General features: G+C 57.7%; 15 protein-coding genes. 9 read left to right on the forward strand and 6 right to left on the reverse strand.

Features of this window, described 5'->3' with window-relative positions; genetic code table 11:
- The 5 genes from ACR0AK_RS12465 to ACR0AK_RS12485 form a co-directional block, all read right to left on the reverse strand.
- Positions 1 to 1,152: an alpha-D-ribose 1-methylphosphonate 5-triphosphate diphosphatase gene (locus ACR0AK_RS12465; protein ID WP_480793511.1), complete on the reverse strand. Its 1,152-nt coding sequence runs from the start codon at positions 1,150 to 1,152 to the stop codon at positions 1 to 3.
- Positions 1,149 to 1,922, reverse strand: coding sequence for an alpha/beta fold hydrolase (locus ACR0AK_RS12470; protein ID WP_480793512.1), 774 nt, complete (start codon positions 1,920 to 1,922; stop codon positions 1,149 to 1,151). Before ACR0AK_RS12470 ends, ACR0AK_RS12465 begins: the two co-directional genes overlap by 4 nt.
- Before the next feature lie 38 nt (positions 1,923 to 1,960).
- Positions 1,961 to 2,803, reverse strand: a complete 843-nt coding sequence (locus ACR0AK_RS12475) for a DMT family transporter (RefSeq protein ID WP_480793513.1) — start codon at positions 2,801 to 2,803, stop codon at positions 1,961 to 1,963.
- A 121-nt stretch (positions 2,804 to 2,924) separates the two neighbouring features.
- A complete protein-coding gene (gene groL / locus ACR0AK_RS12480; protein WP_180884354.1) occupies positions 2,925 to 4,568 on the reverse strand; it encodes a chaperonin GroEL in 1,644 nt (547 codons plus the stop codon).
- A 54-nt stretch (positions 4,569 to 4,622) separates the two neighbouring features.
- The gene (locus tag ACR0AK_RS12485; protein ID WP_008757222.1) at positions 4,623 to 4,910 is read right to left on the reverse strand and encodes a co-chaperone GroES; all 288 of its coding nucleotides are present in this window, start codon (positions 4,908 to 4,910) and stop codon (positions 4,623 to 4,625) included.
- Positions 4,911 to 5,136: 226 nt separating this feature from the next.
- Here ACR0AK_RS12485 and bla point away from each other — a divergent pair, with 226 nt between their 5' ends.
- Entirely contained in the window at positions 5,137 to 6,018 is an 882-nt protein-coding gene (bla, locus tag ACR0AK_RS12490) for a class A beta-lactamase (RefSeq protein WP_480793514.1), read from the forward strand.
- Here the strand turns inward: bla and ACR0AK_RS12495 are convergent.
- Positions 6,015 to 6,689, reverse strand: a complete 675-nt coding sequence (locus ACR0AK_RS12495; RefSeq protein ID WP_170559007.1) for a DUF2161 domain-containing phosphodiesterase — start codon at positions 6,687 to 6,689, stop codon at positions 6,015 to 6,017. The genes bla and ACR0AK_RS12495 overlap by 4 nt on opposite strands.
- Positions 6,690 to 6,708: 19 nt before the next feature.
- On the opposite strand from ACR0AK_RS12495, the gene ACR0AK_RS12500 reads away from it, so the two are divergent.
- The 8 genes from ACR0AK_RS12500 (at position 6,709) to ACR0AK_RS12535 (ending at position 14,098) form a co-directional block, all read left to right on the forward strand.
- Positions 6,709 to 7,785: a TraB/GumN family protein gene (locus ACR0AK_RS12500; RefSeq protein WP_480793515.1), complete on the forward strand. Its 1,077-nt coding sequence runs from the start codon at positions 6,709 to 6,711 to the stop codon at positions 7,783 to 7,785.
- Positions 7,786 to 7,890: 105 nt separating this feature from the next.
- The gene (locus tag ACR0AK_RS12505; protein WP_480793516.1) at positions 7,891 to 8,811 is read left to right on the forward strand and encodes a manganese-dependent inorganic pyrophosphatase; all 921 of its coding nucleotides are present in this window, start codon (positions 7,891 to 7,893) and stop codon (positions 8,809 to 8,811) included.
- A gap of 134 nt (positions 8,812 to 8,945) precedes the next feature.
- Positions 8,946 to 10,016: a DUF389 domain-containing protein gene (locus tag ACR0AK_RS12510; RefSeq protein WP_480793517.1), complete on the forward strand. Its 1,071-nt coding sequence runs from the start codon at positions 8,946 to 8,948 to the stop codon at positions 10,014 to 10,016.
- A 108-nt stretch (positions 10,017 to 10,124) separates the two neighbouring features.
- Complete coding sequence (locus tag ACR0AK_RS12515) at positions 10,125 to 11,000, forward strand: TIGR01459 family HAD-type hydrolase (protein WP_480793518.1); 876 nt, start codon at positions 10,125 to 10,127, stop codon at positions 10,998 to 11,000.
- A gap of 100 nt (positions 11,001 to 11,100) precedes the next feature.
- Positions 11,101 to 11,544, forward strand: coding sequence for a MaoC family dehydratase (locus tag ACR0AK_RS12520; protein WP_170559015.1), 444 nt, complete (start codon positions 11,101 to 11,103; stop codon positions 11,542 to 11,544).
- Positions 11,545 to 11,660: 116 nt separating this feature from the next.
- Positions 11,661 to 12,593 carry a bifunctional riboflavin kinase/FAD synthetase gene (locus ACR0AK_RS12525; protein WP_480793519.1) on the forward strand — a complete coding sequence of 311 codons (933 nt, stop codon included), beginning with the start codon at positions 11,661 to 11,663 and terminating at the stop codon, positions 12,591 to 12,593.
- Positions 12,590 to 13,063 carry a YcgN family cysteine cluster protein gene (locus ACR0AK_RS12530; RefSeq protein WP_480793520.1) on the forward strand — a complete coding sequence of 158 codons (474 nt, stop codon included), beginning with the start codon at positions 12,590 to 12,592 and terminating at the stop codon, positions 13,061 to 13,063. Before ACR0AK_RS12525 ends, ACR0AK_RS12530 begins: the two co-directional genes overlap by 4 nt.
- Entirely contained in the window at positions 13,064 to 14,098 is a 1,035-nt protein-coding gene (locus ACR0AK_RS12535) for a threonine aldolase family protein (RefSeq protein ID WP_480793521.1), read from the forward strand.
- The last annotated feature ends 19 nt before the right edge of the window (positions 14,099 to 14,117 follow it).

Here is a 14,117-nt window from a genome sequence, read left to right on the forward strand (position 1 = left end):
TCAGCCCACGAACCGTGCGGCGATATCGCCGGACATGAAGCTAACCCGCCCGCCAGCCAGCGTGGCGGCGACGCGGTGGGACAGAGCATCAAGTATCACTAGGTCTGCGCGTTGACCCGGGGCGAGCGTGCCCCGGTCCTGCAACCCAAGAACCCGTGCCGGACCGGACGAGACCAACGCCCAGGCTCCGGCCAGATCCAACAGACCGGATTTGGCCAGCATTAAAGCCGCTCGCCTGGGACTGGGATAATGGTAATCCGAGGCCAGGGCATCACACAGCCCCATGGTGATCAGATCCAGCGCACTGACATTGCCCTTGTGCGATCCGCCACGCACCACGTTGGGCGATCCGAGAATTACGTGATCCCCAGCAGCCCGTGCAGCCTCGGCTGCCTCTAGCGTTTCTGGGAATTCCGCGATCTGCGCCCCCCGCGCCCGCCAATCGGCGCGGGTTTGGGCGGTTGCGTCGTCATGACTGCCCATACGGACACCCTGCTCGGCCAGCGCCGTACAAAGCGTGTCCAAGGCAGCGGGAACCTCGTCGCTTCGGGCATGCATGGACAGCAACATCTCAAAATGTGCTTCCGGATTGCGCCCGGCCTTAAGCGCCTGCCCTGTCAGGCGCGGCGGCTTGCGCCCCTCGGCCAGCCTGTCATGTGGCAGGTGATCGTTGAACACCACGTATGGCACACGCCACGCGGCAATACGTTCAGGCAGGCTTGGATATTCCTCGAGCATGTGGGTTTCGAACCGTAGCTGAGGCAGCAAATCGGTGACGACGCGATCTTTGACCGACGCGATAGCATCGAACACTTGGCCAGCGAATTCAGGGCCGCGTACGCCGCCCTCCCAACTCAGGAACTGGGCCAGGACCGCCGTCGTGATCCCGTTGGCGGCCAGTTCGGCCTCGACCGACAGGATGCCCTCGTCCATCTGCTTCATCGCCCCTCGTCGCGGTGCGATGTGACGCTCGAACCCGTCGCCGTGCAGGTCGATGATGCCGGGCATCACCAAATATCCAGACAGGTCGATTGTCCGTCCCGCCCGGTCCCGTTGCACGGCCCCTTCAGAAATGGACAGATCGGCACGAGTCATGCCCTGATCCGGCAACAGAACCTCTGCGCCGGACAAAGTCAGAGAAAGTGCGGTCATTCAGAGCGCTCCGAGTCCGGTTCCGAGCAATCCTGCCCAATGCAGATTTCATCGATGATTTCCATCACCCCATCCAGCCATGTGATCTGCGGATCAAACTGACCGAACTCGATGAAATGCAGCGCTTGCGCCATCACGCGTGGATTGTTCATCATGAACGTGTGAGTCACCGGTAGGACGATATGATCCGCCATCCCTTCGACCTTGGTCGTTTCAACCGAGACCTTGCCGTCATCCGAGCCATCGATCATCGAAGAAAACAGTGGGTTCAACGAATTCTCCCCGGCGATTACACCAAGTTCGAAATCCACAGGGGGCAGTCGTCGTGGGATACCTTCGGGGCCCGTGCCCAGCGCCAGACCGGCTGGTCCGTTCAGCATCCCGAACACCTCATATGCACTAAGTTCATCCACCAACTGACTACCTTGATTGGGGGGGCCAAGCATGACCACGCGGCCCAGTTTTTCAGGATGGTTGTCCTGCAACCAATAGCGCAACAGGATGCCGCCCATCGAATGCGCGACAACATTGACTTCGTCGTCGCCGCATTCGGCGAATGCGTCCGGCAGCGTCTGAGCAGCCAGTTCGGGAATTGGCAGGTCGGTAGAGGGATACCCCGGGCGCACGACGGTATAACCATGCGTTTTGAACAGCTGTTCCATGACGGTAAAGGACGCTTCGGTCCGCGCCAGCCCATGCAGCAGGACCACGCATTTGGCCTGCGCTATGGCGGGGACAATGAGCAAGAAGAGGGCAAGCAAGTAACGCATAGCCGCCAGATAAGGCCTATCGCCCGACGAATAAACCCCTACCGCGGCGTCCTGCGCAGAACCGCCAGTGCAATTCCGCCCAATACCAGCCCGGCCCCGAGGATCAGGCGCAGGCTGGCAGCCTCACCCAGTAGGATGACACCACCAACTATGGCAATGATCGGAACGCTGAGCTGTACGACAGCCGCCGTTGTGGGCGTCAACTCCCTTAGAATGTGATACCAAAGCGCATAGCCCATTCCTGATGTGACCGCGCCAGACAAGGCTGCCAGAAGGTATCCACTCGTCGTCATGTGCCAAGCCCCTCCGGTCCCCAACAAGGCCAGCGCGGTCACAGGCAGTGCCACAACAAAGTTGGCAGCCGTCCCGGACAAAGCATCCGGTTCGGACTTGCCAACCAGAGAATAAATCGCCCAACCGATCCCTGCAGCGATCATCAAAGCCGCCCCAACCGGATTGACCTGCATCGATCCGGACGGCCACAGCACATAACCTAGCCCCAACAACGCAATTGCAGCTCCTGCGATCTGTCGGGTGGTCGGGATCGTGCCCTTCACTGTTGTCACAGTGAACATCGTGACCTGCACCACCCCAAACAGGATCAGCGCGCCAAGCCCTGCGTCCAACGTAAGATACGCAACCGAGAAACCGATCATATACAATGAAAGCGACCCTGCCCCGGCAATTCTGCGCCGGTCAAACAGGGGCAAATGGCCAGTCTTGGGAAAAACCAGCCCGGCCAGCATCACCGCCCCGGCAAGAACGCGCACCACGGCAAAGGCCGCGGGATCACTGGCGCCGGTGTCAATCGCCAACCGGTTCAGGATTGAATTGGACGCAAAGGCGCACATCGTCAGGCATGTGAGCAGGAACAGTTTCATATCAACCGCATAGCGGGAAAATCATGTTTTGCACACTCACATTCCTGCGGGGAACAGCCGGTAAACGAAACGGGGCCGCCCGAAGGCGACCCCGCTATTCTTACCACTAGGCGAGGGCTGATTACATCATGCCGCCCATGCCGCCCATGTCGGGCATACCACCTGCAGGTGCTGCACCTTCTTTGGCGGGACGATCTGCAACCATCGCTTCGGTGGTGACCAGCAGGCCAGCAACCGATGCCGCATCTTCCAGAGCGGTACGGACAACTTTGGCCGGGTCGATCACGCCGAACGAGAACATGTCGCCATATTCTTCGGTCTGAGCGTTGAAACCGAATGCTGCGTCCGAAGATTCACGGACTTTGCCCGCAACAACCGCACCGTCAACACCTGCGTTTTCAGCGATCTGGCGCAGCGGCGCTTCGATTGCCTTGCGAACGATGTTGATGCCCGCGCTCTGGTCAGCGTTTGCGCCTTCCAGGGCTTCCAGTGCTTTACCGGCCTGAACCAGCGCAACACCACCGCCAACAACAACGCCTTCCTGAACAGCAGCACGAGTTGCGTTCAGAGCATCGTCCACACGGTCTTTACGCTCTTTCACTTCAACTTCGGTCATACCGCCGACGCGGATAACGGCAACACCGCCTGCCAGTTTGGCAACGCGCTCTTGCAGCTTCTCACGGTCGTAATCCGACGAGGTTTCTTCGATCTGAGTGCGGATCTGGGCCACACGTGCTTCGATCTCGGCTTTTTCGCCAGCACCGTCGACGATGGTGGTTTCGTCTTTGGTGATTTCGATTTTCTTGGCGGTGCCCAGCATGTCCATGGTGACGGACTCGAGCTTCATGCCCAGATCTTCGGAGATTACCTGACCGCCGGTCAGGATCGCGATGTCCTGCAGCATGGCTTTGCGGCGATCGCCGAAGCCCGGTGCTTTGACAGCAGCAATTTTCAGGCCGCCGCGCAGTTTGTTGACAACCAGAGTTGCCAGCGCTTCGCCTTCAACGTCTTCCGCGATGATCAGCAGCGGCTTTTGCGACTGGATCACCTGCTCGAGCAGCGGAACCATCGGCTGCAGCGAGGACAGTTTCTTTTCGTGCAGCAGGATCATGCAGTCGTCGAGCTCTGCAATCATCTTGTCTGCGTTGGTGACGAAGTAAGGCGACAGGTAGCCACGGTCGAACTGCATACCTTCGACAACATCGGTCTCGGTTTCCAGACCTTTGTTTTCTTCGACGGTGATAACGCCTTCGTTGCCAACCTTCTGCATCGCATCTGCGATCTGCTGACCAATTTCGGCTTCGCCGTTGGCCGAGATGGTGCCAACCTGAGCAACTTCTGCCGAGTCTTTGACTTCACGCGACGCGTCTTTGATGCCTTCAACAACCTTGGCAGTCGCCAGGTCGATGCCGCGCTTCAGGTCCATCGGGTTCAGGCCAGCTGCAACCTGCTTCAGACCTTCGCGAACGATGGCTTGAGCCAGAACGGTTGCGGTGGTGGTGCCGTCGCCGGCTTCGTCATTGGTGCGGCTGGCGACTTCTTTCACCATCTGCGCGCCCATGTTTTCGAACTTGTCTTCCAGTTCGATTTCCTTGGCAACCGAAACACCGTCTTTGGTGATGCGCGGTGCGCCGAAGGATTTGTCCAGAACCACGTTGCGGCCTTTGGGGCCCAGGGTCACTTTGACAGCATCAGCCAGGATGTTCACACCTGACAGCATGCGGTTGCGGGCATCGGTGTCGAACTTGACGTCCTTAGCAGCCATGTCGTTTCTCCTTGAGAAAATGTATTGGAACGAAGATCAGAGGAAGCGGGTCGCTTACTCGATGATCCCCATGATGTCGCTTTCTTTCATCATCAGCAGCTCTTCGCCGCCGACGTTGACCTCGGTGCCCGACCACTTGCCGAACAGGATCTTGTCGCCAGCTTTCACAGCCATTGCGATCAGTTCGCCGCTGTCCTTGCGTGCGCCTTCGCCGGTTGCAACGACTTCGCCTTCGCTGGGCTTTTCTTTTGCGCTATCGGGAATGATCAGACCACCAGCGGTTTTTTCGTCGCTTTCGGTACGGCGAACCAGCACGCGGTCATGAAGCGGTTTCAATGCCATCTTTGCAGCTCCTTGGGCTCAAAGTTTATTATCCTCCCCTCGCCGGTCGGCGAGGCGTTAGCACTCAAGGGTAGAGAGTGATAACGACGCATAGCTAGGGGGTCGAATTAGCCGAGTCAACAAGTTGCCCGAATATTTTTCCCACGCGGAACCACAGCCCCCCCGGTTTACACGGAGCTTCGACCATCTAAAGTGGCGACAACGACATTAGACCGAGGCAATTTTGATGCGCGGACTCCGGATCATCACGACTAACTTTCTGTTTTCAATCACTCTTATTTTTGGGCCAGTCATGTCTGTGCAGGCGCAGTCCCTTACCGAAACAGTCCGAACCTGGGAGGATCGTCTTGATGCGCGGATCGGGGTGCTGCTCTATGAACTCGGCAGCAATTGGCAGGTCTCGTACCGCGCCGATGAGCTGTTTCCGATGTCCAGTACGTTCAAAACGCTCTTGTGTGGCGCTGTGCTGGCGACGGTAGATGCAGGATCGGAAAGGCTGTCAGATACCGTCACATACCAATCGTCGGATCTGGTGGATTACTCTCCTGTAACCAGCAAACATGTCGAGACAGGCATGTCGGTTGGTGCACTGTGCGAAGCAACGATGACAATAAGCGACAACACCGCGGCCAACCTGTTGCTGCAACGTCTGGACGGGCCTGCCGGGCTGACCGGGTTTCTTCGCACAATGGGTGACGATGTAACCAGGCTTGATCGTTGGGAGACGGCTTTGAATGAAGCCACTCCAGGCGATCCACGCGATACCACGACGCCGCATGCAATATTGGCAACGCTGGATCGGTTGTTGTTTGGTGAAGCGCTCTCTGTCACATCCTCCGCTCAGCTAAGACAATGGATGATTGAGGATCAGGTGGCCGACGAACTTATCCGCGCGCACGTGCCCGACGGGTGGACGATCGGAGACAAGACGGGGGCCGGAGGCCACGGCAGCCGTGCGATCGTGGCTTTTCTACAGACCCCTGAACCCCGCACCTATTTGGCTGCCATATATCTGACCGAAAGCGATGCGCCGTTCCCGGAACGCAATGCGGTCCTTTCAGATGTTGGCCGCGCCATGATTGCAGAAATCAACGCACGCTCGGATTAGTCCGCATCTTCCCAACTGTAGGCCCAATGCTTCAATCCTTCGGCCCCCGAAGCGGACAATGCGTAGACACCCTTCTCGACCCTGTCGAACCACCCGTAGTGATTATCCCGCATCAAGCGCGTGGCCGCGGCCACGCCAGTGGACTGTGCGACCTCTGCCCCTTTTGTCGCGCCGCATTCAGCCAGATGCGCCGCACACTTTAGCGCGTCCTGCCTGTAGGCCGTTACGATCCCGTGCCGAGTGGCTCCGCCTGCATTGGGATCGCCCTCCAATCTGTCAAATTCGCGCAGCAAACGGGTCGCTTTTGCCTTGCTTTTGCGTGGCGCATAAGGGCCGGGGTCGCATTGCACCTCGACCGTTCCGTCGGCACGTACGGTGATCAATCCAAGACCCAGCCTGCGGCACAGTGCCAGATTATCCTTCAACGCACGCCGCGCGGTCCGCCCCTTTGGCTTGCACACGCCGATATAGACCAGATCGGTTACCTTTAACCGCGTGATCGCCTGATGAAACAGGGTCAATGAGAACCGCAGCTTCAACTCAACGATCACCGGCTCATCGCCATCCCGAAGGGCAACGATGTCGGCTGCGCCGACTTCGCCTTTGACGGTGTAGCCCTGACGCTCTAACAGCGCCTTGATCGGCGGATATAGATCCTGCTCGCGGTCCATTCTGCCATGCTATGCAAATTTGCCGCGAACACCAGACATCGCCTGCACCCGGCTTGAACATGTGGCCGCGCCAAGGCAATGTCTCGATCACACTGACATTCCCGAGATGATCCCTATGCGCCTGTTTGCACCGCTGCTTTTCCTGCTACTGCCGGCCACTGTTCAGGCCGCTTGCGAAGGAAGTGACCTGAGACCGGGCCTCAGCCCCGACGTAAAGTCCGAACTGCAGCAGGCGGTCGCCGATATCCCGTTCTCCGAAGGCAACCATTGGATCGCCACCAAAGGCGACACGGTTCTGCACATTGTCGGCACGCTGCACGCCAACGATCCACGCATGGATGCGGTGGTCGAACGGTTAACACCGACCCTACGGGATGCGGATGCGTTTTATTTTGAGGTCACGCGAGAGGAAATGGACGCCTTCGAACAGGATCTGGCCAAGGATATGAGCCCGGTGATGATCACCACAGGGCCCAGCCTTATTGACCTGATGTCCGAGGAAGACTGGTCTGCCCTGTCTCAGGGGTTGGCCGAGCGTGGCATCCCAGGCTGGATGGCTGCCAAAATGCGCCCTTGGTTTCTCAGCATGATGCTGGGCGTCCCCCCCTGTATGATGCAGGACCCCAGCGCGAACCACGGGATGGACGCCCGTCTGGATCAGCTGGCTGATGAGTTGGGCACCCCCAAACATTCGCTTGAGCAGATTGCCGATCTAATGAGTATGTTCGACAATCATCCTATCGAAAAGCAGGTTCAGTCTCTTGTACGAATGGCCGGAGCCATGGGCGGCAGCGAAGATCAGTTGGCAACGATGGCCAACGCCTATCTGGAAGAGAAGCATGTTGAGATCATCCAGCTAGCCCGGCTTCAAGGATTGGAGGAATCCGGCCTTTCGCCCGAAGTTTTCGACGAAGAATGGAACGACTTCGAACAAAAACTCCTGGTCGAGCGCAATGGAAACTGGATGCAGAAAATTTTGGACATAAAGGACCAAATCGCTGTTATTGCGGTTGGCGCCGGTCATTTGGGCGGCGATCAGGGGTTGCTGAATCAACTGCAACAGGCCGACTATACCCTGACTCGCGCCCCGTTCTGACAAACCGCGTCCCAGACCAACCGTCGCAGCGTAAACACTGCCGGGTGACAACCCCTGCAGACCACCCTATAAGGCGCGCGAAATGATGATCCTCAGGATGCTGACATGACAACGCTCGTATTTGGCCACAAATCCCCCGACACCGATTCCACAGGCTCACCGATCCTGTGGTCCTGGTACCTGAATGAAATCAAAGGCGAACAAGCAGAGCCCGTTCTGCTGGGTGAGCCCAACACCGAAGCCGCATTCCTGCTGCAACGCTGGGACCTGCCTAAGCCGCGCATCATCGAAGATGTCGATGCAGATGCGCCGGTCATCATCGTAGACACCAACAACCCGGCCGAGCTGCCCGCCAGCATCAACGGCGCTGACATCCGTGCCATAATCGACCATCACAAACTGGTGGGCGGTCTGGAAACCAAAGGCCCGATCGACATCACTGTGCGTCCGCTGGCCTGCACGGCAACCATCATGATGGACCTGATCGGCGAAGATGCCGCAAAAATGCCCGAGGCCATCAAGGGCGCGGCACTGACCTGTATCCTGTCGGACACGCTGGAATTCCGCTCGCCAACCACCACCGCGCATGATCGCGCCGTGGCCGAGAAGCTAGCCGCTGATCTGGGCCTGGACGTCTCGGCCTATGCCGCCGAAATGTTCGCGGCGAAATCAGACGTTTCGTCCTTCTCAGACGCCGAATTGATCCGCATGGACAGCAAGGAATACGAAGTCGACGGCACCAAGTTCCGAGTATCGGTTCTGGAGACTACAGCTCCGGGTGTTGTTTTGGATCGCAAGGCTAGCCTGGCAAGTTCGATGGCAGACGTAGCCAAGGAAGACGGCGTCGATCAGGTTCTGCTATTTGTCGTCGACATCCTGAACGAAGAAGCAACGCTGCTGGTGCCCAACGAACTGGTTAAAGGCGTCGCAGAGAAAAGCTTTGGCGCAAGCGTGGATGGCGACGCTGTGGTCCTGCCCGGCGTCATGAGCCGCAAGAAGCAGATCATCCCGAACCTCAAGGTCTGAGGTTTGCAGCATTTGCAATGACAAGGCGCCCCACCCGGGCGCCTTTTTTCTTTGCCACTAATGTTTTGCACCAACGACGTCCATTGATAGTCTGACTTCAACAGCCAGACAGCAAATTGGGCCAGACGACGTTTATGAGTTCCCGCAAGTTCAGCACCACACGCGACATCCTGAGATTTGAGGGCAAGGACAAAGCGGCCTATTGGCGACGCTTTGCCATGCTGCTGACCTTGTCCGTGGTGATTGCTACAATGGGAATGCTACGCGACTCCGGCGCAGTGGTCATTGCCGCGATGTTGGTTGCGCCTTTGATGACACCCATCCTCGGCGTTGCGGCAGCGATGGTCATGGGATGGCTAGGCCGCGCGTTCAAATTGGCGCTGATTGTTTGTTGCGCGGCAGTGATCAGTGTCTTGCTGGCATGGCTTCTTGTCTATGTTGCCGACGTCCCGCGCGGTATTCTGATCCCCGATCAGGTTCTGGCCAGAACCGACCCGGGCACCGAGGATCTGATCGTTGCGCTGGCTGCCGGAGTGGCCGCAGCTTACGTTCAGATCAACCGGTCCGAGGTCAGTCTTCTTCCCGGAGCAGCCATCGGCGTGTCGCTCGTGCCGCCGTTGTCTGCCTCGGGCGTCTTGCTGTATTTTGGCGAACCCGCCGAGGCCTATGAAGCCGGCCTGCTTTTCGCCACCAACCTTGGTGCGATCATTTTGTCCGCTTGCTCAGTCTACATCGTATACGCGGCGCGCGCGGTGGTGTTCAGCAAGGGTCGGCGCAAACTGAATTTCACCGCGAGTGTAGCAGTGACACTGGCATTCCTTGCCTTCGTTGTCCTGCAGCTAGGGAAGTCCACCTACAACAGATACCTCGAAACCCGGACCGAGGCAAAGTTGGCGCAAACGATCCGGGACTGGGCCGATCCGGTATCGGTTGAAGTTGTTCGCGTGGACGTGAACGCCAAACGAAAACATGCCGACATCTGGCTGATCGTCGACCTTCCTGTGGAAGCCGCATACAAAGTGTCCTCGATAGCGGGCTTGCTGCCTGCATCCCTGCGAGAAACACCTTTGACTGACGCGCTTCAGAAAGAACTGGGGCCAGGATATCTGGTCGTTGTGCGTTTCCAGAACAGGATCGGCGCACAGATTATTCTGGGCACCGAAAACGTTCAGCAAGCGCCAGATGTCGAGGAAATCGTCGAATAAAACCTGCAGACACCATATGTTCAGCCGACAAATCGTATTGCGGGATGGTCATCAGGTGAAAGCTTTGCCATAGCTGTCACAACTCCGAAATCAGATCCCGAGGCTCCCATGACCCAGATCATCCACGCGCTTTCCGAGATTTCAAACCGCTACAAAGCGCTGTTCGTTGACCTGTGGGGATGCGTTCACAACGGTATCACTGCATACCCCGAAGCGGTCGCGGCGCTGCAGCAGTATCGGGCGCAAGGTGGGGTCGTGGTGTTGGTCACCAACTCTCCCAAACCGCGCGCCGGAGTGGCTGAACAGCTTGGGCAGTTCAATGTTCCCGCGGACGCTTACGACACAATCGCCACCAGCGGGGACTCGGCGCGATCCGCCATGTTCCGCGGAGCAGTCGGCCACAAAGTATATTTCATGGGTGAATGGCAGCGAGACGCGGGGTTCTTTGAGCCTTTAAAAATCTTGCATCACCCGATCCACATCGAACGCGTGCCGCTGGACCAGGCCGAAGGGATCGTCTGCTGCGGCCCGTTTGATCCAATGGCGGACCCATCCGTCAACCGTGCAGACTTTTTGTATGCCAAGCAAATGGGTATGAAACTCTTGTGCGCAAATCCTGATATTGTTGTCGATCGAGGCGAAGTTAGGGAATGGTGCGCTGGCGCGCTGGCAAAGCTGTATACCGAAATGGGCGGTGAAAGCCTGTACTTCGGAAAACCCCACCCGCCGATTTATGATTTGGCGCGGCGCAGGCTGCAGGAATTGGGTCACGATACACCCGATGGCGACATTCTGGTGATCGGCGACGGCCCTCATACAGACATTCTGGGCGGTATGGGCGAAGGGATTGATTCTCTGTTCATCTCGGGCGGCCTGGCCGCAGCAGAAACAAAAACTGACCATCACCCACACCATGAATCCCTAAGTGATTATATTGCAAAGGAAAACATCAATCCGACCTACACAATCGGCCGGTTGAGATAGTCAGAAAAGACTTGATTTTCTGCAGTTGCGAAGTAATAAAGTTGCCAAACGGGGGCAGCTTGCGTTGTTTTGTTGCCCAATGAACTCGAGTGAGGGCGACATGTTGGATAATCTTCCACGCGGCACGATCTGTATTGAAGACATCGAAATGGGCATGACCCGCCACCTGCGCAAAGTGGTGTCGGACGAAGATATCGAGATGTTCGCGCAGGTTTCAACGGATCGGAATCCGGTACATCTGGACGATGACTATGCCCGCGACACGATTTTTGAAGGGCGCATCGCCCACGGGATGCTGACCGCGGGCCTGATCTCTGCCGTGATTGGCGAACAACTGCCGGGCCACGGCACAGTGTACATGGGTCAATCGCTGAAGTTTCTGGCACCCGTGCGCCCTGGCGACATGGTCTATGCAGAGGTCAAGGTGATCGACATTGATTTTGCCAAGCGCCGCGTGAAACTGGATTGTCACTGTGCGGTCGATGGCAAGAAGGTGTTGGTGGGCGAAGCGATGGTTCTGGCCCCGTCGCGCAAATTCGACTGAAGCCTCGATACATCTATCCTTTTGAAGGGCGCTGGAAACGGTGCCCTTTTTTGTTGCGCGGCATTTGTACCAATCAGGTGCTTGAACCCAGTCTCCAGTCCCGCTAGGCAAGCTTCATGCAGATCATCCGGGATTTCCAGTTTGTCGAGCCAGAAGACCGCGGTGCCAGTGTGGCAATCGGGAACTTCGATGGCGTGCATGTTGGTCATCAGTCGGTGATCGAACTGGCACAACGCGTAGCTCCGGATGCTCCGCTTGGTGTTCTGACGTTCGAGCCCCACCCTCGCGAGTATTTTGCACCCGATGCACCGCCTTTTCGTCTGATGCGCGGAAACGCACGTGCGCACCGCTTGGAGAAACTGGGTGTGCAAAAGCTGTACGAATTGCCGTTCAATGCAGCGCTTGCTGGTCTGACGCCTGAAGAATTTGCCCGCAATGTCATCTGCGAGGGGCTTGGTCTGTCGCACGTGGTGGTCGGCGCGGATTTCTGTTTTGGAAAAGGTCGAAGCGGCACCGCCGAAGACATTGTCCGGTTCGGGCAAGAGATGGGGTTCGGTGTCACCATTGCACCGTTGATGGAACGATCTGATGACGTCGTATCCTCAACCGGGATCCGCACAGCACTGTCCGAAGGCCGCCCCCGCGACGCCGCGACGATGTTGGGTCATTGGCACCGGGTCGAGGGTGAGGTGATCGGCGGTGAACAACGCGGGCGCGAGCTTGGGTTCCCTACCGCCAATATGTCCATTGAAGGGCTGCACCCCCCAAAATTCGGTGTCTATGCGGTGCTGGTCGACGTGCTCGATGGTCCCCATCAGGGCAGCTATCTCGGAGCATCTTCGGTTGGCGTGCGGCCCATGTTCAACGGAGAAGTCGCGAATATAGAGACTTTCCTGTTCGATTTCTCAGGCGATCTGTATGGTTCGACCCTGTCCGTCGGGTTAGTCGATTACCTGCGCCCCGAGATGACCTTTGACGGGCTGGACGCATTGATCGCACAAATGGACGCCGATTGCGCCAAGGCGCGCGCCCTGCTGACCGCGCTATGACCACCGACCCGATCGATCGCAAGGACCTTGGCTCCCGGTTCTGGGAACGAAAACCGCTGACCAAGATGAATCAACGTGAATGGGAAGCGTTGTGCGACGGCTGCGGCAAATGCTGCTTGAACAAGCTCGAAGATGAGGACACAGGAGAGGTCGCCCTAACCTGCGTCGCCTGCCGCCTGCTGGACGACGAAACCTGCCGCTGCACGCAATACGACATCCGCCATCAGTTCGTCCCCGAGTGCATCGTGATGAAACCCGAAAACATCGACGATCACGCCTATTGGCTACCCCAGACCTGCGCCTATCGGTTGTTGTGGGAAGGCAAACCCCTTTACGACTGGCATCCTTTGATATCAGGTACGCCGGAAAGCGTGCACGCCGCTGGTGTCTCGGTTCAGGGGCGCACGGTGTCCGAGTTCGAAACACCCATGGAAGAGTGGGAAGACTATATCATTGAGGAGCCTAGCTAGATGTATTTTGCGTCTGACAATTCCGGTCCGGTTCACCCTCAGGTCATGACCGCATTGAACGAGGCCAATCAGGGCTATCAGATGGCTTATGGCGCCGACACCCTGATGAATGAAGTGCGCGATCGAATTCGCGGAATCTTCGAAGCGCCAGGTGCGGCTGTCTATCTGGTAGCCACAGGGACAGCGGCGAACTCGCTGGCTCTGGCGACGCTCTCAAACCCTTGGGAAACTGTGTTTTGTTCCCCCGTCGCGCATATCCACGAGGATGAGTGCAACGCGCCCGAGTTCTATAGTGGAGCAAAGCTGACGCTGGTGCCGGGCGGCGATAAGATGGACCCCGAGGCGCTGCGCCGTTCCATTCTGGCTGAAGAAACACGTGGTGTGCACGGGCCCCAGCGAGGGCCAGTGTCGATCACGCAGGTGACCGAACGAGGATCGGTTTATTCTCTGGCCGAGTTGCAGGGGTTGTGTGGTGTTGCCAAAGAATACGACCTGCCGGTGCATTTGGACGGCGCGCGTTTCACCAATGCGCTTGTCGCGCTCAATTGCTCCCCTGCCGAGATGACATGGAAAGCGGGCGTGGATGCGGTCAGTTTTGGCGGCACCAAGAACGGCCTGATGGGCGTCGAAGCGGTGGTTTTCTTCGATGAATCCAAAGCCTGGGAGTTTGAGCTGCGCCGCAAGCGTGGAGCGCATCTGTTTTCCAAGCACCGCTACTTATCGGCCCAGATGGCCGCATATCTGAAAGATGATCTTTGGCTTCAGTTGGCCCGGCAAGCCAATGCGAACTGCACGCATCTAGCCAATGGTCTGCGGTCCAAAGGGGCAAGCTTTTTACATGAACCACAAGCCAACATGATCTTCGCGCAGTTTTCCCGCGCACGGCACAAGCAATTGCACGACGCAGGCGCGATCTACCACCTGTGGGGCGCCGAGCTGGACGGAACGGATGACGAGGAGATTCTGGCCTGTAGACTGGTCTGCGACTGGTCGATCAGCTCAGGCGATATCGACCAGTTCATCGGCTTATTGTGATGTCTGGGGTTTGGGACGT

Source organism: Ruegeria sp. BI12 (assembly GCF_056537985.1).